This window comes from Nocardia wallacei, from assembly GCF_029869545.1.
GTDB classification, from domain to species: domain Bacteria; phylum Actinomycetota; class Actinomycetes; order Mycobacteriales; family Mycobacteriaceae; genus Nocardia; species Nocardia wallacei_A.
The window spans coordinates 35,780-59,497 of record NZ_JARWQD010000210.1 but is presented as its reverse complement, the minus strand read 5'-3'; the positions used below and the strand labels follow the sequence as shown (position 1 = coordinate 59,497).

Sequence of the window (23,718 nt, the reverse complement as noted above, 5' to 3'; positions counted from 1 at the left end):
CGGTCCCTGGCCACCACGGCGGCGCGGCGTTGCGCGTGCGGGCGATGCGCCAGCGACCGGGCCAGGGCGGGCAGGTCGGGCGTGCGATCCGCCTCGAGGGTGCGGATCAGCCCGGACGCCGCCTCGCGCAGCGCGTCGGTGGTGTGCGCGGACAGCGGATAGATCGCCGGTTCCCGTTCACCGGCGCGCTCCGACGGCTCCAGCCAATAACGCTTACGCTGAAATGCGTAGGTGGGCAGGTCGATTCGGCGCGCTCCGGTCCCGGCGAAGAAGCCCGCGGGGTCGCGGGTCAGTTCCATCCGGTCCGTGTCGTCGGATTCCCACCGCATCTCGGAATCTGTTGCCAGCGCCCGCAATTCGCGCAGCAGGTGCTCCCGGTCCGGCCCGGATACGACCACCCGCTGCTCGAGCAGCGCCCGTCCGGTCGCCAGCGACCAGGCCACGTCGACGATGTCCAGCTCCGGATGTGCCTCCAGGTGGGCCAGCAGCCGCCCGGCCTGCGCCACCACGGCGGGGCGGGTCGCGCCGGACAGTATCCACGGCACCGGCGCCAAAGTCCGTGTCCGCTCCGGAATGTCGATGCCGGTCTCGGCGGCCTGCTCGAGCACGACGTGCGCGTTGGTGCCGCTGATGCCGAACGACGACACGGCGGCCCGGCGGGGACGGTCCCGGGCGGGCCATTCCCGCGGCTCGCTCAGCAGCCGCACCGCCCCGGCCGACCAGTCCACCCGGCTGCTCGGCGCGTCCACGTGCAGCGTCGCGGGCAGCACGCCGCGCCGCATCGCCTCGACCATCTTGATCACACCCGCGATGCCCGAAGCGCCCTGGGTGTGACCGATATTGGACTTCACCGAACCCAGCCACAGCGGCGCGTCCGCCGGGCGATGCTGCCCGTAGGTGGCCAGCAGGGCCTGCGCCTCGATGGGATCCCCGAGGGCCGTGCCGGTGCCGTGGGCCTCCACCGCGTCGACATCGCCCGCGCCGAGTCCCGCATGGGCCAATGCCTGCGCGATCACCCGCTGCTGCGCGGGCCCGTTGGGCGCGGACAGGCCGTTGCTCGCACCGTCCTGATTCACCGCCGAACCCGCGAACACCGCCAGCGGCCGATGCCCGTTGCGGATCGCGTCCGAGCGGCGCTCCAGAACGACCACGCCGACGCCCTCGCCCCAGCCCGTGCCGTCGGCTCCGTCGGCGAACGCCTTGCAGCGGCCGTCCGCGGAAAGGGCGCGCTGGCGGGAGAATTCGATGAAGACGTGCGGCGACGACATCACGGTCACACCGGCGGCGACGGCCATCGAGCACTCCCCCGCGCGGAGCGACTGCGCGGCCAGATGCATCGCGACCAGCGAGGACGAGCACGCGGTATCGACCGTCACGGCGGGCCCCTGCAGACCCAGCGCGTAGGCGATGCGGCCGGAGATCACGCTGCCGCCGTTGCCGGTGCCCAGGTATCCCTCCGCCTCGGGCGGAACCCGGCCCTGCAACCGGGACAGGTAGTCCTGGTACAGGGCACCCGCGTAGACACCGGTTCGGGTGTCGCGCAACGATTTCGGATCGATCCCCGCGCGTTCCAGTGCCTCCCAGGACACTTCGAGCAGCAGGCGCTGCTGCGGATCCATCGCGGCGGCCTCGCGGGGACCGATGCGGAACAGACCGGCGTCGAAATCCGCGATCCCGTCGAGGAAGGCACCGGTCCTGGTGTAGGTGGTGCCGGAGTGGTCGGGGTCCGGGTGGTAGAGCGACTCGATATCCCAGCCGCGGTCGCACGGAAACTCCGACAGCACGTCGCGGCGCTCGGCCAGCACCTCCCACAGGTCCTCGGGCGAGGCGATACCGCCACCGAATCGGCATGCCATGCCGACGATCACGATCGGATCGTCCGCATCCGCGGGCGTGGCGACGACCGGGACGGCCGCCGCGGATCGCTCCCCCGTCAGTTCGGTTCGCAATCGGCGCGCGAGCGCGATCGGGGTCGGATAGTCGAAGACGGCGGTCGCGGGCATCCGCACCCCGGTCGCGCGCTGCAGCCGATTGCGGAACTCCACGGCCCCGAGCGAATCGAAGCCCGCCTCCTGGAAGGCCGTTGCCGCGTCGAGCAGGCGGCCGTCGTCGTGTCCGAGCACCGCCGCCGCGTGCTCCCGGATCACCGAGAGCACCAGCTCCTCCTGGTCGGCGGCGGTGCGTCCGGCGAGCCGAGCGGCGAACCGGGCGGCCACATCGGATGCGCCCGCGGTGCGCCGCTCCGCGCGCACCAATCCCCGCAGCGGCGCGGGGATCTCATCGAGCTCGGCCACCGCGGCGCTGTCGAACCGCGCGGGTACCAGCAGTGGGCGGTCCGAAGCCATCGCGGAATCGAGCTGTGCCAGAGCGTATTCCGACGACATGGCCGCAATCGCGCCGCGGGTCAGTCGATTTCGGTCGGCGCCGTCGAGATGGCCGGTCATGCCGGTGGCGCGCTCCCACAGCCCCCACGCGAGCGCGGTGGCGGGCAGTCCGCGACAGCGGCGGTGGTGGGCCAGGGCGTCGAGGAAGGTGTTGGCGGCGGCATAGGCGCCCTGCCCCGGCGCGCCCAGGACGCCCGCGGCGGACGAGAACAGCACGAACGCGGACAGATTCAGCTCCGCCGTCAGTTCGTGCAGATGCCAGGCGGCGTCGATCTTCGGGCGGAACACGGTGTCGAGGTGTTCGGCGGTGAGACCGGTGAATACGCCGTCGTCGAGCACGCCCGCCGCGTGCACGACCGCGGTCAGCGGATGCTCGGAACCGATCGTGGCGAGCACGGCGGCCAGCGCGTCCCGGTCGGACACATCGCAGGCCTCGATCCGGACGTCCGCACCCGCCGCGCGCAGATCGGCGGCCAGCGCGTCGGCACCGTCGGCCTCGCGGCCGCGCCGCCCGAGCAGTACCAGGTGACCGATCCCGTGCTCGGACACCAGATGACGGGCGATGATGCCACCGAGCACGCCGGTGCCGCCGGTCAGCAGCACCGTGCCGTCCGGGTTCCAGGCAGCGGGCTGCCCGGCCTCGCCACGATCCCGGCGCAGCCGCGGCACCAGCATCTCGCCGCCGCGCAGGGCCAGTTGCGGCTCCTCCGAGGCCAGGGCGGCCGCGACGGCGGTGTCCCGGTCCGCGGGATCCTCGACGTCCACCAGCACGATGCGGCCCGGATTCTCGGTCTGCGCCGACCGCAGCAGGCCCCATACGGGTGCGTGCCGCAGATCCGCCACATCCTCCGAGTCGTCGGTGGCGATCGCGCGGTGGGTCACGACCACCACCCGCGAGTCACCGGGGTCCTGTGCGTCGGCGCCGGAACGCCGGAGCAGCCACTCCTGCGCGCGTTCCAGAACCGACGCGACAGCGGACCGCACCGAATCGCCGAATTCCCCTGTTGCCGTCCCGTTTTCGCACTCCAGCAGCAGGCCCGGCACAGCGTCGGTGACCGCGCCCGGCCGCGGGATCCGCATCCACTCGACCGCGTATGAGGTGTCCTCGCGATGCGGCGCACCGAGGTTGGACGGGCTCAGCGGGCGCAAGGTCAGGGCGCCGACCTCGGCCACCGGATCGCCCGCCTCGTCGGCCGCGGTCACCCGGATGCGGCCGTCGGGCAGGCGGGTCAGCCGCACTCGCAGCGTCGTCGCACCGACGGCATGCACCGATGTCTCGCTCCAAAGGAACGGCAGCGCAACGGTTTCCGGCTCGGCCTCGAATCCGGCGAAGAGCGTCGCATGCAGGGCGGCGTCCAGCAGGGCCGGATGCAGCCGGTAGCGGCTCGCGTCGCCGAGTGCCTCGGGCAGGGCGACTTCCGCGAACACCTCCTCACCGCGGCGCCAGGCGGCACGCAGGCCCCGGAATGCCGGACCGTAATGCAGGCCGCGGTCGGCCAGGCGGTCGTAGAGGTCGTGCACGTCGACGGCGCTGGAGCCCGGCGGCGGCCAATGCACCAGTTCCGTTGGCACCGTGGTGTTCCGGCCCGGCGCCAGGGTGCCGCGGGCGTGCAACACCCACTGGACGATATCGCCGCGTTCGGCCCTGGCGTAGATGGACAGCTCGTGTTCGCCGGTGTCCTGCGGTGCGCCGACGACGACCTGCACTGCGACACCGCCGGTTTCCGGTATCACCAGCGGCGCGGTCATGACCAGCTCGGCCAGCTCGCGACAGCCCACCTCGTCGCCCGCCCGCACGGCCAGCTCGACCAGTCCGGTGCCCGGGACCAGGACCGTCCGGTCGCCGCCGACCGGTTGCACGGCGTGGTCGGCCAGCCAGGGGTGCGTCCCGGCCGACACCCGGCCCGTCAGCGTCACCGACCCCGAATCCGCGTGCTGCACAACGGCTCCCAGCAGCGGATGCGCGGCGTCGGCCAGCCCCAGATGACCGGCGTCGCCGCTCGCGGGCGCGGTCCAGAACGACCGCTGATCCCAGGCGTACGTGGGCAGATCGATGCGGCCGTGCGCGGGTGTCAGCCGCGTCCAGTCGAGATCCCGGCCACCGGCATACAGCTCGGCCAGCGCGCGGTCGATATCGGCCGAGCCGACGACCACCATGTTCTCGACGGCGGACGGGTCTCCCGGCCGCACGTCCACGATGTACCGAAAGCCTTCGGCGCGTAGGCGTTCCGCGGTCGCGTCGATCGGCTCCGCGGTGTCGACCACCTCGTCGGGAACCACTCCGCGCGCCCGCCACAGTCGTGCGTGGGATGCGGCGTCCATGCTGTGGCCGGAGTGCACGAATGCCAGCTTCCCCGGCGCTGCCGGGCCCGATCCGACCACGACACCCGCGCGGGGGTGTCCGTCGGCCAGCGCGCGCAGCCCGGCGAGCAGTTCCTCCCGGTTCGTCGCGAGCACGACGGCGCGCCACTCGAAATGGCTCCGCTCCCGCGCCAGCGAACGCGCCAGCGCCGGGAGCGACAGCTCCCGGTCCGCGGCGACCAGGGCGTGCAGCCGCGCGGCCTGCCCACACAGCGACGCCGCGCTGCGCGCCGAGACCGGGTACAGCACCGGCCCGAGCGGCGCCGCGGCCGGGCCAGCCTCGGTGGCCGATCGGTACGACCTCGTCGGTGACCCGGCCGTCGACGACCTTGCGGCCGGGGCCTCCTCGAGCACCACATGGGCGTTCGTGCCGCTGATCCCGAAGGCGCTCACCCCCGCCCGCCGGATCCGCGCGCCGGGCGACCACGGTGCCGGTCGGTCCTGCACCCGCAGACCGCCGCGGTCCCAGTCCACCCGCGTGGTCGCGGCGTCGGCGTGCAGCGAGGCGGGAAGCAGCCCGTGCCGCAGCGCCAGCACGGTTTTGATGACGCCCGCGATGCCCGCGGCGGCCTGGGTGTGCCCGAGGTTGGACTTCAGCGAACCGATCGCGAGCGGCCGATCCGCGGGCCGACCCGGACCGAAAACCCTTGCCAGCGCCCGCGCTTCGATCGGATCGCCCAGGACCGTGCCCGTGCCGTGGGCCTCCACGTAGTCGACGTCGCCCGGCGCGAGGCCCGCCGCGGCGAGCCCGGCGCGCACGACCCGCTCCTGCGCGACACCGTTCGGCGCGCTCAATCCCTGGCTGCGGCCGTCCTGGTTGACGGCGGACCCACGGACGACCGCCAGCACCGGATCGCCGTCGCGCACGGCGTCATCGAGCCGCTTCAGCATGACCACACCGCAGCCCTCCGACCACACCGCGCCGTCGGCGTCGGCGGCGAACGGGGCGCATCGGCCCGACCTCGACAGCACGCCGAGCCTGCTGAATTCGACGTGCGCTCCGGGCGAGACCAGCAGTGTCGCACCGCCCGCCAGCGCCATCTCGCAGTCGCCCAGGCGCAGCGCCTGCGCCGCCAGGTGCAGCGCGACCAGCGACGACGAGCACGCGGTATCGACGGTGACGGCCGGGCCCCGCAGGCCGAGCGCATAGGAGATCCGGCCGGAGGCGACGCTCGGGGCCGTACCGGTTCCCACGTAGCCGTTCAGCTGATCCAGGCCCGCGCCGGAAAGGTAGCCGCTGCTGTAGAGCCCGAGGTAGACGCCGGTCGCGCTGCCGTTCAGCTGCCGGGGGTCGCGGCCGGACCGCTCGATCGCCTCCCAGCTCGCCTGCAGCAGCAACCGCTGCTGCGGGTCCATCGCGGCGGCCTCCTTGGGCCCGATCCTGAAGAACTCGGCATCGAAAAGGTCTATGCCGTCGACGAATCCGCCGCGCAGCGTGTAGGCCTTCCCCATGGCGTCCGGGTCGGAGTCCAGGAGTCCGGCGGTGTCCCAGCGACCGTCCGGCGGGTCGGACACCACGTCGGCGCCGTCGACGAGCAACCGCCACAACGCCTCCGGATCCTCGACGCCACCGGGGAGCCTGCATGCCATGCCGATGATGGCCACCGCGCCCTCGGAGTCGGCCGCGGGCCCGTCGGGTTGCGGGCCGGTCTCGTCCTCCAGCGCGGCGGACAGCGCGTTGATCGTCGGGTACTCGAAGATCAGGCTCGGATCCAGTTCCCGGCCGACGTGTTCGGAGAGTCCGGCGGTCAGCTCCACCAGTTCGCGGGAGCCGAGCCCGAACTCCCGCAGCGGCCGGTCGTGGTCGATCCGCGACGCATCCAGCCGCGCGGCCGCCGCCACGTTCTCCACCAGCCACCGTGTCACTCCGGTGTCGCGCGGCACGCTCGGACCGGCGGTCACCGGCGCCGCGTCCACGGGCTCCACGGTGACCAATTCGCCTGCGAGATAAGCCTTCCGGCACGCCTGCCGTTGAATCTTGCCACTACTCGTCTTGAAGATGGTGCGCGGTACGACCGGCACCACCGCATGCACCGACACCCCGTGTCCGGCGCTGATCGCGCCGCGCACCGCATCCGCGAGCGCCGCGAGTTCCCCGGCGTCGGTCGTGGATACCTCCGCGACGATCACGGGCCGCTCCCCGTCGCCGTGGTCGACGGAGAACGCCGCCACGCAGCCACGCCGGACGTGCTCGTGCGCCGCCTCGACGGTCAGTTCCAGGTCCTGCGGATAGTGGTTCTTGCCGTCGATGACGAGCAGGTCCTTGCTGCGGCCGGTGACGAAAAGCTCACCGTCCCGGCGGAATCCGAGATCTCCGGTGCGCAGGAATCCGGTCCGGCCGTCGGCCAGGCGCACGCCGAACACCTCGGCGGTCGCCGCCTCGTCGCCCAGGTAGCCCGACGCCACGCCGTCCCCGGCCACCCAGATCTCGCCGATCTCCCCGTCGGCGAGCTCGGTCCGGTGTTCGGCGTCCGCGATCACCACGGTGACGCCGGACCCGGGATGACCTGCGGCGACCACCTTTCCGACGGTGTCGGGGTGCTCGGCCAGGGTCGGCGCCCGGTCGGCCGGTGTACCGGCCACCAGCAACGTGGCCTCCGCCAATCCGTACACCGGCTGCCACGCCTCCGGGCGAAATCCGGCCGCGGCGAAGCGATCGGCGAAACGGCCCAGCGTATCGGCCCGCACCGGCTCGGCACCGTTGAACGCCACGCGCCATCGGCTCAGGTCCAGGCCGTCCAGCCACTGCGGCGTCGCCCGGCGCAGGCTCAGCTCGTAGCCGAAGTTGGGCCCGCCGCTGGTGTGCGCGCCGAATTCCGAGACCGCGGTGAGCCAGCGCCGCGGCTGCTGCAGGAAATGCAGCGGGGACATCAGCACGGTGCAGGCACCGAGGTACAGCGTCTGCAGGATGGGGCCGATCAGTCCCATGTCGTGATACATCGGCAGCCAGCTGACCGACCACGCCGCCCCGTCCCACTCGGCCACGCGCTCGAGTGAGCTGTTCGTCAGCTCGGCGATCGCCCGCTGGTTGTGCATCAGGTTGCCGTGCGTGACCATCACGCCACGCGGTGCGCTGGTCGAACCGGACGTATATTGCAGGAACGCCAGCGAATCCGGCCCGAGCCGCGGCGGCCGCCACGACGACGCGGCCTCGTCGGGTATGTCCTCGGTGGCGATCCACGTCAGCGCGGCCAGCTCCGGAAGCTGTTGTGCCAGCCCGGTCACCGCATCGATCACCGGCCGCGTCGCCAGCACCACGTCGATATCGGCATCGGCGATCATGTCCCGCAGCCTGCGCATCGCCCGGTCGAATTCGTGTGGCTGCGGCACGGGGGCGGGCACGGGGGTCACCGCCCCGGCCATGCAACCCAGGAAGCCGCAGGCGAATTCGAGCCCGGGAGGATAGAGCAGCAGGGCGCGCCGCCGCGTGAATCCGCCGTCGACCAGGTAGGCGCCGATCGCGCGGGCGCGGCGGCCCAGCTCGCCGTACGACAGCTCCGCGGTCGGCCCGTCGACGTCCCCGGTCTCCAGGAACCGGTACGCGATGGCATCGGGTTGCCGGAGCTCCTGCGCGGCCAGGACGTCGAGAAACGAGCGATACACTGCAATCACCAATCTTCACGAAAGCACGAATCACCAGACCGCCGGCGCCGGAATATCGCGCTCTCGATAATCGAAATAGGCGCCCGCACGGTGATGGCGACGGAAACAATTCGGGTAGCTGCATGCGCCGCGCGGCGCCACACGAATTCGAAGCTGCACTCCCCCAGACCATTACACGGCACGACACCGTGACCATTCAGCAAACAGGTTGACGACTCGACCCATGAGTCGTAAGCACGAGGGACTATACAAGCCACCCGTCACGCAGCTACCTCCCAGCGGGGGGAAGCCTGTGCCCGGGTACAGCCGACCGCCGTCACGGGCTGTGCTCGATGACAATCGTTCCCTCGTGCACGATTTCACCAGCCCGGTGCCGATCGGTTCACCTGCCGTCCATCCTCCGTCAATTGAACGCGACTCGGATATCCCGGCCGACGATACTGGAAACGACGACGAACGGCAGTATGAGAAATTCCTCGTTAACGGCCGGGCAGGTTCGCTCGATCACGACGGCGCGGCAGACGTCACCCGTCGGCGGCTCCCAGCGTCCACGGATCCGTGCGGATCTCCGACACGCGGGTCTGCAAGGCGGGCAGGGCCTTTCGCACCACTCCCGCGGCCTGGGCGCACCACGGGAATTCGGTCGCCCAGTGCGCGGCATCGATCAGTGCCGGGCCGCCCGCGCGCAGGTGCTCGTCCGCGGGATGGTGGCGCAGGTCGGCGGTGACGTAGGCGTCGACGCCGAGGCGGGAGACGGTGCCGAGGAAGGAATCCCCGGCGCCGCCGCACACCGCGACGGTGCGGATCATCCGGTCCGGATCGCCCGCCGCGCGCACCCCCCATGCGGTCCCGGGAAGCGAGGCGCGCACCCGGGCGGTGAAGGCGCGCAACGACTCCGGCCGCGCGAGCTCCCCGAGGCGGCCCAGGCCCTGCCCGGACGGCAGCTCGGCGCGCTCGGTGACGTGGTAGCCCGGCACCTCGTACGGATGCGCCGCCCGCAGCGCGGCCAGCACGGCGGCTCGGGCCGACGGCGGGGCCACCAGTTCGAGGCGGTCCTCCGCGACCCGTTCCAGCGAACCGGCCACGCCGACAGTCGGATTCGATCCCTCGATGGGCCGGAACTGCCCGGTTCCCGGCACCTGCCAGCAGCAGTCCCGATAGCCGTCGCTGTGGCCCGCGCCCGCCGCGAACAGCGCCGCCAGCACGTCATCGGTATGCTCGCGCGGCACCTGGACCGTCCATTTGTCCACGGCCGCAGCGGATTTGGCGGACAGAGGCCCGGTGACGGTCAGCCCGATCGCCTGTGCCAGGGCGTCGGAGACGCCCGGGTCCGCGGAATCGGCGTTGGTGTGCGCGGTGAACAGCGCGCAGCCGTGCCGGATGAGCCGGTGCACGAGCGCTCCCTTCGGCGTGCTCGCCGCCACGGAGTCGACACCGCGCAACAGCAGCGGATGATGCACCACCAAAGCCTGTGCGCCCCAGTCGATAGCCTCGTCCACCACGGCGGCGGTCGCATCGACGGCGAACAGCACCCGCGACACCGGCTCCGCCGGATCCCCGCACACCAGCCCCACCGAATCCCACGCCTCGGCCAGCCGCGGCGGATAAGCCTCCTCCAACACCCCCACCAACTCCGACAACCCCACCATCACCAAACCTCCTCCACTCCCGTACTCACCGACCCCCGCAATCCACGCACCCCCTCCACATTCCCGCACCCCCTGCAAGGCCCGGAAGGCCGTGCGGGAACGAACAAAGGGTGCGGGAAGCGCCGGTCACGGGCCCAGCTCCCGGAGGGTGGCGACGAGGCGGTCGACCGCGGCGGGGGCGCGGACGGCCAGGCGCAGGTGGCCCGGGGGCAGGCCGGGGAAGGTGTCGCCGCGGCGCACGGCGATTCCCTTGTCCGCCAGGCGTTTGCGGAGCAGTTCGGCGTCGGGGACCCGGATCAGCAGGAAGGGCCCGTGCGCGGGTTCGTGCACCTCGATGCCGAGTTCGCGCAGACGCCCGGCCATCGCGTCCCGATCCGCGGCGATTCGTTCTGCGCGCGTACGTGATTCGGCAACCGCCGCCGGATCCGCCGTCGCGGCAATGGCTTCCAGTTGCAGCGTGCCGAGCGGCCAGTGTGCCCGGCCGTGGCGCAGTCGCGCCAGCACCGGCGGTGGGCCGAGGAAATAGCCGCAGCGCAGGCCCGCCAGCGCCCACGTCTTGGTCAGGCTGCGCAGCACCAGGACATCCGGAACAGGCTCTCCCGCCAGCGATTCCGTCTCCCCCGGCACCGCGTCGGCGAAGGCTTCGTCGACGACCACGAGACGGCCGGGGCGGCGCAGCGCGCGGATCGCGGCCTTCGGGTGCAGCACCGAGGTCGGATTGGTCGGGTTGCCGATCACCACCAGGTCGGCGGCCTCCGGCACCAGCTCCGCGTCCAAGGCGTACGGCGATTCCAGCACGACCCGGGCGACCGGAACGTCCGCTTCCCGCAGCGCCAGCTCGGGCTCGGTGAACGACGGGTGGACCACCGCCGCCAGCCGCGGCGCCAGCCGGGGCAGCATCGCGAACCCCTCGGCCGCGCCGGCCAGCAGCAGCACCTCGTCGCGGGTGCGCCCGTGCCGGGCGGCCACGAGCGCCCGCACCTCGGACTCCTCGTCCGCGTCCGGATACCGCGCGAGATCGTGCAGCCGGGCTGCGAGCCGCTCCCGCAGCCACCGCGGCGGCTCGGCACCCTGCACGTTCACCGCGAAATCGAGCATCCCCGGGCGCACGTCGGCGTCGCCGTGATGCCGCAGTTTCGCGTGATCGGTCGTGTCCCGTGGCACAGCTCCCTACCCTACGTGGCCACCGTCGGCACCGACCGGCCAGAATGGCTGTCGTGGGCGAGCTGCACGTGACCTTCATCTGCACCGGCAACATCTGCCGGTCTCCGATGGCCGAGAAGATCTTTGCCGCGCACCTGGAGCGGGCCGGGCTCGCCGACCGGGTGCGGGTCAGCAGCGCGGGCACCACGGCCTGGCACGTCGGCTCCGACGCCGATCCCCGCACCACCGCGCTGCTGCGCCGCCACGACTATCCGACCGGCCACCTCGCGGCCATGATCGGCGCCGACCATCTCGACGCCGATCTGCTGGTCGCCCTCGCCACCTCGCACGAGCGCGAACTGGCCCGGCTGGGCGTGCCGCGGGCGCGCCGCCGCCTGCTGCGCAGCTTCGATCCCCTCGCCGACGACGGCGACGTGCCGGATCCGTATTACGGCGGCGACGACGAATTCGAGCTGGTCCGTGCGCAGATCGAGGCCGCCGTCCCCGGAATGCTCGACTGGGTCCGCGATCAGCTCGGCGACGATCGATCATGAGCCTGCTGCGCCGCCTCACCTTCCTGCTGCGACCCAGCTGGCTGATCCTCGCGGTCATCGTGGTGGCGTTCGCGTATCTGTGCTTCACCGTGCTGGCGCCGTGGCAGCTGGGCAAGAACACCAGCACCTCGCATCGCAACGATCTCATCGCCGCCTCGGTGAACGCGGCGCCGGTGGACATCACGACGCTGCTGAACGATCCCGAGGCGCGCGACACCGAGTGGCGGCGGGTCGTCGCCACGGGTAGCTACGTTCCCGGCTCCACGGTGCTCGAGCGGCTGCAGCGGCTCAACGACAGCCCGGCCTACGGGGTGCTGGCCGAGTTCCGGCTGGACGACGGCCGCACGCTGCTGATCGACCGCGGCCTGATCGCCGCCGTCGACGGCGCCCGCATCCCGCCGATCGCCGAACCTCCGCCCGGGCCGCAGCGCCTCGAGGGCCGGATACGCAAGTCCGAGGGCGTGATCCCGGGCAAGGATCCGATGACCCAGGACGGCTACCGCCAGGTGTATTCCATCGACACCGGCCAGCTGTCGGCCGTGTACGGCACCCCGCTCACCACGGTGCCGCCCGACGGCGGATTTCTGCAGCTGACCGACGGCCAGCCGGGCGCCTTCAGCCCGCCCCCGCTACCGCAGCTCGACGCGGGCCCGTACCTGTCCTACGGCCTGCAGTGGATCGCCTTCGGCATCATGGCCCCGCTCGGGCTCGGCTATTTCGTCTGGGCCGAATTGCGCGAGCGCCGCAGGGAGCGCACCGCGCCCGCCGCGCCCGTTCCCACCGAACCAGTCAGCGCCACAACCGGTTCCGACGCGGTCACCACCCCGGCACCCGAAAAACCCTCCAACGCCGACCGCCTGGCGGATCGCTACGGAAACACCCGCCGCTGACGGGCGTAGGCGCCCAGCGCGGCGGCGAGGGCGGCGGCGGCCTGGATCGCCTGCGAGAGCCGGACCGCGCGGCGCAGGTCGGGGGTGCGGGGGGCCGGGCCGTCGCCGAGGGTGGGGCGCATCTCGGTGCCGTGCCGGTACTCGGTCCGGCCGCCGAGGCGTATGCCGAGCGCACCCGCCATCGCCGATTCGGCCACGCCCGCATTGGGACTCGGGTGCGCGGCGGCATCACGGCGCCACGCCCGCACGGCGGCGGCGGGCCGCCCACCGGCCAGCGGGGCCAGCGCCGCGGTCAGTGCCCCGCTCAGCCGCGCCGGAATCAGATTCGCCAGATCGTCGATGCGGGCGGCGGCCCAGCCGAAGTTCGTGTAGCGCTCGTTGCGATATCCGACCATCGCGTCCAGGGTGTTCACCGCCCGATATCCGAGCAGCCCCGGAACGCCCGCGACGGCCCCCCAGAACAGCGGCGCCACGGCCGCGTCGGAGGTGTTCTCGGCGATGGATTCCAGTGCCGCCCGCGCCAGCCCGTCGGCGTCGAGCAGGTCGGGGTCGCGCCCGCACAGGGACGGCAGCACGCGCCGCGCACCCTCGATATCCCCCGCCTCCAGCAGATCGGCCATCTCCCGCCCCGTCCGCGCCAGGGTCGTCCCGCCCAGCACGGCCCACGTCGCCAGCGCGAGCGCCAGCACGGTCCCCGAATCCCCGGGCATCCGCCGCTGCACGATGCCCCCGGCCGCGACGACGCCCCCGACCAGCACAACCTCGTGCACGAAGCCCGCCGCGCGGGAATCCCGATACGTCACCGCCTCGAGCCGCGCCGCCGCCGACCCGAACCCGGCGACCGGATGCCACCGCCGCGGATCCCCCAGCGCCCGATCCAGCGCGAATCCCAGCACCAGCCCCACAGCCCTAGCAGTCCCCGAGCGCACCGAGCGAGCGTAACCAGCCACGGGGCGCGGGTGCGGGGGTGGCCCGCTTTACGAATTGCGGACACGGTGCTAATGATTTCCGGGCTAGTGCTGAAGGGTGACGGCGTGATCAGTGAAGACCAGCTTCGGCCACCGGCCAGCGCCGCGTTGCTGGTCCGTGTCGGCGGCGAGCACGGCGTGCCTGCCGATGCCTGCCTGGCCGGGACCGGAATCACCGCCGCCCAGCTCGCCGATCCCGATCACGCGGTACCCGCGGGCGCCGAACTGCGGATCGTGCGCAACCTCCAGGCGGCCCGTCCCGACCTCGACACGCTCGGGCTCGAGGCCGGGCGCCGATATCACCTGACCACCCACGGCATGTGGGGATTCGCGCTGGCCAGCTGCCGCAACGGGTGGGAAGCCCTCGACCTCGGCGTGGCATTCCTCGAACTCACCTGGGCCTTCTGCCACATCTACCCGCACATCCACGACGGCATCGGACGAATGATCTTCGACGACGATCAGGTGCCCGACGATGTCCGCACCTTCCTGGTGCAGCGCGAGATCGCCTCGGTCGTCACCATCGCCCGCGAGGCCAGCGGCCTGACCACCGCCCCGGCGCCCACCCACCTGCGCCAGTCGCCCACGGCTTCGGTGACGCCCTTCACCGAATTCCTCGGCACGCCACCGACATTCGATGCGTCCACCAACTACATCGAGATCCCGGTGGCCCTGCTCGACGCCCCGCTCCCGCAGGCCGACACCCACACCGCGGCACTGACCCGAGCCCAGCTCCACGAACTGCGCGCGCACTGGCGCGCACGGACCGGATTCGCCGGAAGAGTACGGCAGCTCCTGACGGCGTCCCCCGGCGACATGCCCGGCATCGAACAGGTCGCCGACCGGCTCCACCTCAGTTCGCGCACCCTGCGACGCCGCCTCGACGGCGAGGGCACCACGTTCCGCCGCCTCGTCGACGAGGTCCGGCAGCGACTCGCCGAGGAACTCCTCCTCGCCGGAGACCTCAGCATCGAACAGATCGCGCGCCGCCTCGGCTACAACGCCACGCCCGCCTTCACCACGGCATTCGTCCGCTGGAAAGGCATGCCCCCGCGCGCATACCGCGATGTGTCCGGAAATCGTAACGCGCTGTCCTGACATCGGATTGAGCACGAGATCCACGTCCGTAATGATCGGAACAACCATTGATGAAAGAATTCGTCGCCCGGGCCCGGAATTGATCACACCACGTTTTCCGGCACCGGACTCCGATCGAATCCACCTCTTTTCCGGGGCGTCCCGAGTCAAGGCCCACCCGCCCGAGGACCAGCGCGAACATTTCCCCCATCGCAGCGACCTCGACCGGGTGACCAGCGGCGCAGGCCCGGGCAGGACTGCACTTCTGCCCGGCCTGCGCCTTTCGTTCGAGGCATATGTGTGATTTACCTACCCCGGTGCGGCCTATTGGTGAGGTGCCCGAAAACTCTCTCCGAGACATTCTTTCGAACCGGGTCCATGGCTACCTTCAGCGAGGAATCGGCGCCGAAATTCCCACGCCGAATTCACGCGATGAGGTACTGCATGGAGGCAGGAATGAAACGAACGATCACCCGCAGGACGCTTCGTGCCGGAGTTCTGGCAGGCACCGCCCTGCTCACCTTGGGCCTGTCCGGACTCGGCGTCCACGCCGACCCGGCACCGGCGCCGGACATCGAGCAACAGCACCAGCTGGCCGAGATCATCCAGCAGGGCCTGAAGAACCCGGCCGCGCGGCCGATCGCCGAAGACAGCGGCAGCGCCGGCAGTTCCGGATCGGCCTGCACGTCCGGCAGCGGCGCGGGTTCGGGTAACGGGTCCGGCGACTGCTACGGCGGCTCCGGATCCAGTTCCGGATCGTCGGGCGGCCACTCGTCGGATACCGTCGGCTTCGGCCCGGCGTCGACGTCGTGGCTCGCGGCATTCGGCTACGGCCTGTTGAATCCGGCCGTGGCACCGCCGGGGACCAACGACTGGAACTGCAAGCCCTCGCCCGAACATCCGGAACCGGTGGTGCTGGCCCACGGCACCTGGGAGAACGCCTACGACAACTTCGCCTTCATCTCCCAGCCCCTCCACGACGCCGGGTACTGCGTGTTCACCTTCAACTACGGCCAGTCCAACCTGCTCGAGGGCGGCGGGGTCGGCTCGATCCTGCCCGGCCGCAACGGCGTCGGCTACATCCAGGACTCCGCGAAGCAGATCGGCGCCTTCGTCGACCGGGTGCTCGCCGCGACGGGTGCGGCGAAGGTGAACATCGTCGGTCACTCCCAGGGCGGCACGGCCTCGCGGCACTACGTCAACCTCGAGGGCGGCGCGTCGAAGGTGCACCACCTGATCACCTTCGGCGCCACCCACCACGGCACGACCCTGATCGGCATCGGCGCGCTGGGCCGGGCGATCAACAACTTCGGCATCGACGTGCTCGGCCTGGTGGAGATCTTCGTCGGGCACTCCGGGATCCAGCAGACCGTGGGCTCGGACTACATCAACACTCTCAACGCCAACGGCGACACCGTCCCCGGCGTCGACTACACGGTCGTCGGCACCCGATACGACGAGGTCACCACCCCCTACGACTCGACCTTCCTGAAGGCCGGGCCCGAGGCGAAGGTCCGCAACATCACCCTGCAGGACGGCTGCGAGCAGGATCTGTCCGATCACATCACGATGATGTACTCGCCCCGCGCGCTGTCGATCATCCTCAACACCCTGGATCCGTCGGCGCCGCTGCAGTGCACCTTCAACCCGTGGCTCATCGGCGGAGGCGGCAAGCTCTGACGACCCGCGCGCCCGGGGGGGGGAACCACCCCGCGCCGGGGGGGGGGCCCCGGGGGGCCCGCCTCGGCGACTGGATCGCCGAGGGCATGCGCTACGACCCGGCCACGCAGTCCAACCTGCGGACGGCCACCGAGGAGATCGAGCTGCACGGGGTGCGGATTCCCGCCGGGGCGCGGATGCTGCTGATCAGCGGCTCGGCCAACCGCGACCCGGAGGTGTTCCCGAATCCCGACGCGTTCGACCTGGATCGCGACACCGGCGCATCCCTGGTGTTCGGCAGCGGCCGCCACCACTGCCTCGGCTCGAATCTCGGCCAGCTGGAGCTGCGCATCGCCCTGCAGGAGATCGTGGCGCGGATCTCGGACTACGACATCGACGCGCAGAGCCTGCGCCGAATCCACTCCTCCAACAACCGGGGCTTCGCATCGCTGCCCACGACCGTAGTCGCCCGCTGATCCCGGCCAAAAGCACGCCGGGAAAAAGGAAGTAAGCATTAGTACGCCGGGATAAGGAAGGTAGGCAGCCGGGATAGGGGAGGTGGGCAGCCGGGATAGGGAAATAGGCATTCCGGCGTGCTGTGTCCTGCCTTCCGGGGGTGCTGCCCTGCTGTTCCGGCGCGCTATCTCGCATGTCCGGGTGTCAGCTCTCATTTCCGGCGTGCTTTTGGCCGGAATCTACCTCGAGGCTGTGACCAGCTTTTCCGCTGCCGTCTCTATGGTGGTCTCGTCCAGGAGGACGGTGCTTGCCGCGGGGCCGAGGGGGACGAAGCTGTCGGTGCTGGTGATGCGGGCGATGCGGCCGTCGAATCCGGCGTCGAGCAGGGTGGCGCACACCGATTCGGAGACGCCGCCGCTGCGGCGCGTCTCGTCGGCGATCAGTACCCGGCCGGTGGCGCGGGCGTGGCGCAGCAGGTCGTCCTCGGGAAGCGGTGCGAGCCAGCGTAAGTCGAGCACGCGAGCGTGAATTCCCCGATCGGACAGGCGTTGTGCGGCGCGCAGGCTCATCGGCACCCCGTTGGCGAAGGTGACGATGGTGAGATCTGTTCCGCCACCGTAGATTCGGGCGCTCCCGATCTCGGCGGGTTCCCCGGTGGTCTCGGCCAGCCAGGCGTCGTCCCCGGATTCGTACAGGTCGCGGGTGTGGTAGAGCGCGATCGGCTCCAGGAACAGGCACACCCGGCCGTCCACCCGCGCCGCCGAGATGCAGGTGCGTAGGAGCGCGGCCGCATCGTCGGCGCGGGCCGGTGACGCGACCACCACACCGGGGATATCCCGCAGTGCCGCAACGGAATTGTCGTTGTGGAAGTGCCCGCCGAACCCCTTCTGATAGGCGTAGGCGGCGATCCGCACGACCATCGGATTGCGGAACTGCCCGGTGGAGAAGAACTGCAGCGTGGCCGCCTCGCCCCGGATCTGGTCGAGGGCGTTGTGCAGGTAGGCGAGATATTGGATCTCCGGAATCGGCACGAATCCGGCGAGCCCGGCCCCGAGCGCGGTGCCGAGCACGCTCTGTTCATCGAGCAGGGTGTCGAAGACCCGCCGCGCCCCATGGCTTTTCTGCAGTCCCTTGGTGACTCCGTACACCCCGCCCTTGCGCCCGACGTCCTCGCCGAAGACCAGCACGTCGTCGTCGCGTTCCAAGGCCTGGGCCAGCGTGGCGTTGACGGCCTGCGCGAGGGTCATCGGAATGCTGTTGCCGGAGCGCGCTTGCGGGTCGGCGCCCACCGCGATCCCGGCCTCGGGCAGGTCGTGCGGTAGCGGCTCGGTCCGGGTGGCGTCGGCGCGAATCCGGTCGGGGTCGGTGGGGGCCAGGGGCGCCGTCACCGCCGCCGCCGAGGCCAGTTTCGCCTCGTGCGCAACGCTTTCCGCGACCTCGGCGACATACGCGCCGATGGCGTCGTACCGCGCGATCACCTCGGTCGCGTCCGCGACTCCGGCGGTGACGAGCAGGCGTGCGGTGGCCGTCAGCGGGTCGCGCTCGGCGTCGCCGGAGATGTCGGCGGATCGGCGGTAGGCGGACTCGACATCGGATCCGGCATGGCCCAGCAGCCGCACGGTGCGCAGCCGGAGGAAGGCGGGCTCGCGGTGCTCGCGCACCCAGTCCACCGCCCGCGCCGAAACCGACAGTGCCTGTAGCAGATTGCAGCCGTCGGCGCTGAAATACCGCATACCGGGCCGGGATCCGTAGGCATGCTCGATCCATTCGGGCGGGGTGGGGACGCTGATACCGATGCCGTTGTCCTCGCACACGAACAGCACCGGCATCGGAATCCGCTGGTGCGCGGTGTGAATCGCCGCATTGACGGCCCCGGCGGCGGTGGAGTGGTTGGCGGAGGCGTCGCCGAAGCTGCACAGCACCACCGCATCCGGCGGCCACTCGGTGTATCGGCCGAGCCGGTCGGCGCGGCCCAGCGCGAAGGCCAGCCCCACCGCGCGCGGCACGTGCGAGGCGATGGTCGAGGTCATCGGGATCACCGCGGCGTGCTTGCTGCCGAAAACCTTGTGCCGCCCACCGGAGATCGGGTCCGCGGCGGCGGCCACCGCGCCGAGCAGCACATCGCGCACGGGATCAGAGCCGTTCGCCTGGCGGCCGCGGTAGACGAAGAACGCGCCCGAACGATAGTGCAGCAGTGCGGGATCGGAGGCCCGCAGCGCGGCGGCCACGGCCACATTGCCCTCGTGCCCGGCCGAGCCGATGCTGTAGTAGCCGCGTCCGGCGGCGCTCAGGCGGCGCGCGGCCAGATCGAGGTGGCGGCTGGTCGCCTGCGCGTCGAAGTACCGCAGGCAGTCCGCGGCCGTATAGGGGTAGCCCTTGTGGACCGGATCATCTGCGGCGCAGCGAAATCCCGGTTTCGCGGCCTCCACCTCGGTGCGGAACCGCCGATCGAGCTCAGCTTCCCGTTCGTTGATCACGTCTCCCATGATGTTGCCCCGCGGCCGGTAGCGGGCCGGATTCACCGGGCGCGCAGGACCAGGCCGGTATTGTTGCCCGAATTGCGTAGTGTCAGCGTGTCGGCGTCGATCGTGGCCGAGGTCCTGCCGTCGAGCGCCGTCAGCACCTGCTGCTCGACCTCCATCACCTCCGGCGGGCAGGCCATGCGGGTGGTGGCGATCCGGAAGGTGGCGTCGCCGCCGGCGATCTCGGCCGTGCCCATCATGCGGTTGCATCCGGCGCTGCCGGTCACCTGCCCGTCGGGGGCGATGGTGAGCGTCGGGTGCGCGTCGTCGAGGGCCTGCGAGCGCACCTGCGCATCGGGCCGCAGCAATGCGGTGACGGTCCAGGCGGTACCGGTCAGGGGCCGATCCGGTTGCGCGACCTTCTTGTCCAGCAGCGTGACGGTGATGTCGTCGCCGGTGAGGGTGAGCGTGTCGCCCGCGAGTTTCCACTTCGGTGCCGACTGCAGCAGGTCGGTCTGCCAGCCGTCGGCCCCGGACTTCCCGTCCGGGCAGGCCATCAGCGTGGTCGCCAGGCCCGACACCCGCAGGACGTCGCCGTCGAAGTCGACCGGCCCGCTGCCGGTGTTGCAGCCCGAGTTGGCCGACACCCGCCCGTCGGCGAAGGTGAGTTGCATCGGCCCGCCGCCGGGGATCGGGGTGCCGTCCACCGTGGTCGAGACGAACGAGCGCCCCATCGGTGTCGGCTCGGGCGCGGCGGTCTTATCGTCCGAGCAGGCGACCACCAGCCCGAGCACGGCCAGGATCGGAAGCAATCGCAGCAGGGTAGCCGGCATGCCGCGATCCTACCGGCGGGTGCTGCGCGCGAGCCGTAGCCGAGACCGGCAGGCCGGGCCCGCGCGTCGTACCCGAAATGCGATCAGACCGGTATGCCCAGTGCGGAGGCGAGGGTCTGCCCGACCGCGTCGACGAAGGTGCCGAGGGCACCGGGATCGAGGATCTGACTGGGCACGTCGCGGTTGTGACAGCCCGCGGGCGCGGGAATGCCGTTGAGCCGGTCGTTGAGCCACATGGCGGCGCTGGCGGTTCCGGAGACGGCGGCGATGCCGTGCTCACTGAGGATGTCGCGGGTGTAGAAGACCCTGGCTCGCGGGTCGCGGCAGTAGATGTCGTAGGTCTTGTTCACGGCGTTGATCGGCATGGCCTCGTCGAACGGCGCCTGGTAGATGTGCAGCGGCGCCGTGGGGGTGCCGCGGTTGCCGAGGGTCAGTTCGTCCAGCAGCGGCTGCAGTTCGGGCGCCAGCAGCGGATCGCCGCCCGGATAGTCGAACAGGCCCTTGATGTTCACGAACGGGAATCCGGCGAACTGCAGTGCGACGCACTGGTTTTCGTGAATCACCCGGACGTCCTTGCCGAGCGGGTTCATGTACTTGTCGATGAACGCGTTGAGCTGCGGGTACTCCCGCGCCACCCCGAACAGACCGCCGAGTACCGCGCCGCCGAAGGTGGAGGTGGCGTTGTTGTAGTCGAGGGCCATCCGGATATCGGCCATCAGGCCCCCGGTGGACGAGCCGACGAGGTTCAGTTCCGGCGCGTAGGTGGGTTGCAGTTCGGCGGCGTGCGCGGTGGGAATGGCCCCGCCGGAGTAGCCCCACATCGCCACGCGGGTCTCGGCGCCCTGCAGCCCGGCCGGGTCGAAGTTCTCCGCGGCCCGGATGCCGTCCAGGGTGATGCGCCCGCCCAGGGGCCCGGCCGCATACGCCGCGCCGGGACCCTCGTGATCGGGGACCACGACCGCGTGCCCCAGCTGCAGCATGGCCTGGACCTCGATGAATTCCAGCTGGATGACGTTGTTGAGGGGGTTGGGCAGCGATCCCATCTGCAGCGCGTAGGACGGGGCGCAGTTCTGCGACAGCGAGTCCTCGGCGAACTGGAACGACAGCAGGCTGCGCCGGCCGGTGGGCGCCGGGCGATGCGGGACGATCACCGTCGCGACCGCGGCGATCGGCTCGTCGCGGGTGTTGGTGCTGCGGTAGGAGACCTGCCACGCCCGCACGTTCAGCGGAATCAGCCAGAAGTTGGCGAGATTCACCTGCCGGGCCGCCAGGATCTCGCCGGGCCGGGCCGCGGCGACCCGTGCCGGGTCCGGATCGTAGAACCCCTGATCCTGGTACGGCGGCGCCGGTGGGAGCGGGAACGGCAGCGCTGGTGCGATCGGAATCGGTTCCGCGGCAGCGGGATTCGCGACGATCGGGCACACGGCCACGGTCAGTCCGGCCGCCATCGCCACACAGGCCCGGGCGGCGATCGCCCGCGTTGTCGCCTTCATTCCGAACTCCTCCACACGCGCGGATCGCGCCCGGTACGGAAATAGAGAGCGATCACTTCCTAAGTTGCGTGCATGACTGTATGTCTTTACCGGAAACTGTGTCAACGGTCACTTTCGGCCCGGCTGGCATGATGGGCGGTCGTGACCCGACCGCACCGCCGCACCCAGCAGGAACGCCGCGCCGCCACGGTGACGAAGCTGATCGATGCCACCATCGCCGCCATCGGCGAGGTCGGTTATCAGCGTGCCAGCGTGCAGGAGATCTGCGGGCGCGCCGGGCTGTCGACCGGGGCGATGTTCCGGCAGTTCGACAGCCGGATGGAGCTGATCGTGCGCACCGCCGAGGCGATCGTGGCCCGGCAGATCGACGGATTCCGCTCGGCGACAGCACAACTCGGCGCGGCCGACGACGCTCTCGATATCGCCCTGCGGTATCTGCGGCGGGCGCAGTCCTCGGCGCTCACGCACGCGCTGCGCGAGATCTATCTGGCCGCCCGCTCGGACGACGAATTGCGTTCGCGCATAACGCCAATCGCCGATGCCTACTACCGCGACATCGTGACGGCCGTGCACGAGGCCGATGTGCTGGCGAACTTCCCGCCGCAGGTGCGGGAGCCGCTGATATTCGCGATGCTCTACGTGTTCTCCGGGGAGGCCGTGGTGCGTGGCGTGTACTCCCGCCCGGACCTCGACGACGCGGTGCTGAGGGTGCTGGAGGACATGCTGCGCGCCTACGCGGAGCGCGGTGCGAATCCGTAGGCGGGCTCAGCTCGGCTTGCCCGCCGCGACCGCCGGATTCGGTTCCTGTTGCGGCGCAGTCGATTCGAGGCGGAACGTGCGGTACACCAGTACCGCCGTCGTGCCGAATCCGAGGCACAGCCCCAGCCACACTCCCGGCCCCTCCCAGCCGAGCCCGTAGCCGAACAGCGCCATGGCGGGAATGCCGACGGCGAAGTAGCCGATCAGCGTGTTCTTCATGCCCGCCTTGGTGTTTCCCAGGCCGCGCAGCAGGCCGATGCACAGATTCTGCGATCCCTTGCAGTACTGGTGGGCGATGGCGAACCAGAGCAGCGTGGCCGCCGCCGAGGCGACCGCGGCGTCGTCGCGGTGCTCGCGCAGGAACGGCGTGAGCACCGCATCGGGAGCGAGCACGTACACCAGCCCGACCACGGTCATGAACGCGAACGCGAGGGCGAACGTGCGCCGGGCGATGCCCCGCGCGGCGTGCCGCTCGCCCTGTCCGACCACGCGGCTCACCAGAATCGACGAGCCCTGGGACAGGCCGATATTGAACTGGTAGACGATCTGCGCCAGATTGTTCACGATATTGCTGGCCGCCAGCGGCACGGGGCCGAAGCTGCCCATCATGAGGGTGGCGACCGAGGTGATCGCGGCCTCCGACCCGTAGGTGAGCGAGATCGGGGTGCCCATGGCGACGATGCGCCGCACCGTGGCGAACTCGGCCCGCCAGCCGCGCAGCGTCAGCAGGGAGCCGAGCAGATCGTCGCGGCGCACCGAGACCAGATAGGTGCCGCACGTCCACAGCTGGACGAGGGTGGTGGCCAATCCGATTCCGGCGAGCCCGAGCTTCGGCAGGCCCAGCCACCCGTAGATGAATACGGCGTTGAGCAGCGCGTTGACCCCGATCGACACGATCGTCACCCGCAGCAGCGAACCCGCCCGGCGCATCCCGACGGCGAACTGCCGCAACACGTTCAGCCACAGCATCGGCACCAGTCCCGGCGCGAGCGTCCAGATGATCGAGCGGGCGGCGTCGACGACCTCCGGGCGCTGCCCGAGCGGGCCGAGCAGGTACCCGATCGCGATGAGCACGAACGCCCCCGTCACCGAGGTGAGTGTGGCGACGGCGAAGGCCGCGCGCAGGTAGCCGCGGATCTCGGTGCGGGCTTGCTCGTCGAGTTGGCTACCGCCGCCGCGTTTTTCGGCCCGGCCGACCGCCCCGGACACCATATTGCCCACGCCGGTGACCATCCCGACGCACATGGTGCGAATCTGGTTGTACAGCAGCAGCGCGAGCCCGCCCGCCGCGACCGCCGCCACGCCCAGCAGGCCCATCATCGCGAGGTCGACGGTCGTCAGCGCGATCTGGGCGAGCTGGATGCCGATGACGGGACCGGCGACGGCCAGGATCGCGCGATAGTCGGTCCAGCGAATCCTCATGTGCT

Annotated in this window: 13 protein-coding genes and 2 pseudogenes; 6 read left to right on the top strand and 9 right to left on the bottom strand. The window is 71.0% G+C overall.

Translation table 11 applies throughout. The features are described from left to right. Positions 1–341: 341 nt before the first annotated feature. From QH290_RS38120 to cobC, 4 genes and pseudogenes are all read right to left on the bottom strand, one after another. Positions 342–2,147, bottom strand: a pseudogene (locus QH290_RS38120) (type I polyketide synthase); the annotation flags it as partial. 321 nt (positions 2,148–2,468) lie between these two features. After that, a pseudogene (locus QH290_RS38115) lies at positions 2,469–8,348 on the bottom strand (SDR family NAD(P)-dependent oxidoreductase); the annotation flags it as partial. 524 nt (positions 8,349–8,872) lie between these two features. After that, positions 8,873–9,997 (bottom strand): Nif3-like dinuclear metal center hexameric protein, encoded by a 1,125-nt coding sequence (locus tag QH290_RS17645; RefSeq protein WP_280384016.1) that lies wholly within the window; start codon positions 9,995–9,997, stop codon positions 8,873–8,875. 126 nt (positions 9,998–10,123) lie between these two features. Next, entirely contained in the window at positions 10,124–11,161 is a 1,038-nt protein-coding gene (gene cobC, locus QH290_RS17640) for an Rv2231c family histidinol phosphate aminotransferase CobC (RefSeq protein WP_280383989.1), read from the bottom strand. 44 nt (positions 11,162–11,205) lie between these two features. Here cobC and QH290_RS17635 point away from each other — a divergent pair, with 44 nt between their 5' ends. After that, complete coding sequence (locus QH290_RS17635) at positions 11,206–11,694, top strand: low molecular weight protein-tyrosine-phosphatase (RefSeq protein ID WP_280267659.1); 489 nt, start codon at positions 11,206–11,208, stop codon at positions 11,692–11,694. Positions 11,695–11,699: 5 nt separating this feature from the next. After that, positions 11,700–12,584, top strand: coding sequence for an SURF1 family cytochrome oxidase biogenesis protein (locus tag QH290_RS17630; protein ID WP_425303619.1), 885 nt, complete (start codon positions 11,700–11,702; stop codon positions 12,582–12,584). On the opposite strand, the gene QH290_RS17625 is transcribed toward QH290_RS17630, so the two are convergent. After that, positions 12,563–13,513: a cobalamin biosynthesis protein gene (locus QH290_RS17625; protein ID WP_280383985.1), complete on the bottom strand. Its 951-nt coding sequence runs from the start codon at positions 13,511–13,513 to the stop codon at positions 12,563–12,565. The genes QH290_RS17630 and QH290_RS17625 overlap by 22 nt on opposite strands. A 105-nt stretch (positions 13,514–13,618) precedes the next feature. Between QH290_RS17625 and QH290_RS17620 the strand changes: the two genes are divergently transcribed. The 3 genes from QH290_RS17620 to QH290_RS17610 all read left to right on the top strand — a co-directional run bounded on the left by QH290_RS17620 (position 13,619) and on the right by QH290_RS17610 (position 16,764). Beyond that, positions 13,619–14,650, top strand: a complete 1,032-nt coding sequence (locus QH290_RS17620; RefSeq protein ID WP_280383983.1) for an AraC family transcriptional regulator — start codon at positions 13,619–13,621, stop codon at positions 14,648–14,650. A gap of 435 nt (positions 14,651–15,085) precedes the next feature. Then, positions 15,086–16,309 (top strand): esterase/lipase family protein, encoded by a 1,224-nt coding sequence (locus tag QH290_RS17615; RefSeq protein ID WP_280383981.1) that lies wholly within the window; start codon positions 15,086–15,088, stop codon positions 16,307–16,309. Positions 16,310–16,395: 86 nt separating this feature from the next. Further along, positions 16,396–16,764, top strand: coding sequence for a cytochrome P450 (locus QH290_RS17610; RefSeq protein ID WP_280383979.1), 369 nt, complete (start codon positions 16,396–16,398; stop codon positions 16,762–16,764). A gap of 219 nt (positions 16,765–16,983) precedes the next feature. On the opposite strand, the gene QH290_RS17605 is transcribed toward QH290_RS17610, so the two are convergent. From QH290_RS17605 to QH290_RS17595, 3 genes are all read right to left on the bottom strand, one after another. Continuing rightward, entirely contained in the window at positions 16,984–19,221 is a 2,238-nt protein-coding gene (locus QH290_RS17605) for a thiamine pyrophosphate-dependent enzyme (RefSeq protein WP_425303617.1), read from the bottom strand. A gap of 41 nt (positions 19,222–19,262) precedes the next feature. Continuing rightward, positions 19,263–20,039 (bottom strand): META domain-containing protein, encoded by a 777-nt coding sequence (locus QH290_RS17600; protein WP_280383977.1) that lies wholly within the window; start codon positions 20,037–20,039, stop codon positions 19,263–19,265. Positions 20,040–20,122: 83 nt separating this feature from the next. Continuing rightward, a complete protein-coding gene (locus QH290_RS17595) occupies positions 20,123–21,532 on the bottom strand; it encodes a lipase family protein (RefSeq protein ID WP_280383975.1) in 1,410 nt (469 codons plus the stop codon). Positions 21,533–21,673: 141 nt separating this feature from the next. Between QH290_RS17595 and QH290_RS17590 the strand changes: the two genes are divergently transcribed. Next, positions 21,674–22,291, top strand: coding sequence for a TetR/AcrR family transcriptional regulator (locus tag QH290_RS17590; protein ID WP_280267255.1), 618 nt, complete (start codon positions 21,674–21,676; stop codon positions 22,289–22,291). A gap of 6 nt (positions 22,292–22,297) precedes the next feature. On the opposite strand, the gene QH290_RS17585 is transcribed toward QH290_RS17590, so the two are convergent. Beyond that, positions 22,298–23,713, bottom strand: a complete 1,416-nt coding sequence (locus tag QH290_RS17585; RefSeq protein ID WP_280383973.1) for an MATE family efflux transporter — start codon at positions 23,711–23,713, stop codon at positions 22,298–22,300. Positions 23,714–23,718 lie beyond the last annotated feature (5 nt).

What these genes read in the sequence shown, in the direction of transcription:
- QH290_RS17600 (WP_280383977.1), bottom strand. Translation starts at nt 20,039, where the DNA reads ATGCCGGCTACCCTGCTGCGATTGCTTCCGATCCTGGCCGTGCTCGGG.
- QH290_RS17615 (WP_280383981.1), top strand. Translation starts at nt 15,086, where the DNA reads ATGAAACGAACGATCACCCGCAGGACGCTTCGTGCCGGAGTTCTGGCA.
- QH290_RS17595 (WP_280383975.1), bottom strand. Translation starts at nt 21,532, where the DNA reads ATGAAGGCGACAACGCGGGCGATCGCCGCCCGGGCCTGTGTGGCGATG.
- QH290_RS17645 (WP_280384016.1), bottom strand. Translation starts at nt 9,997, where the DNA reads ATGGTGGGGTTGTCGGAGTTGGTGGGGGTGTTGGAGGAGGCTTATCCG.
- QH290_RS17585 (WP_280383973.1), bottom strand. Translation starts at nt 23,713, where the DNA reads ATGAGGATTCGCTGGACCGACTATCGCGCGATCCTGGCCGTCGCCGGT.
- QH290_RS17635 (WP_280267659.1), top strand. Translation starts at nt 11,206, where the DNA reads ATGGCTGTCGTGGGCGAGCTGCACGTGACCTTCATCTGCACCGGCAAC.
- QH290_RS17610 (WP_280383979.1), top strand. Translation starts at nt 16,396, where the DNA reads ATGCGCTACGACCCGGCCACGCAGTCCAACCTGCGGACGGCCACCGAG.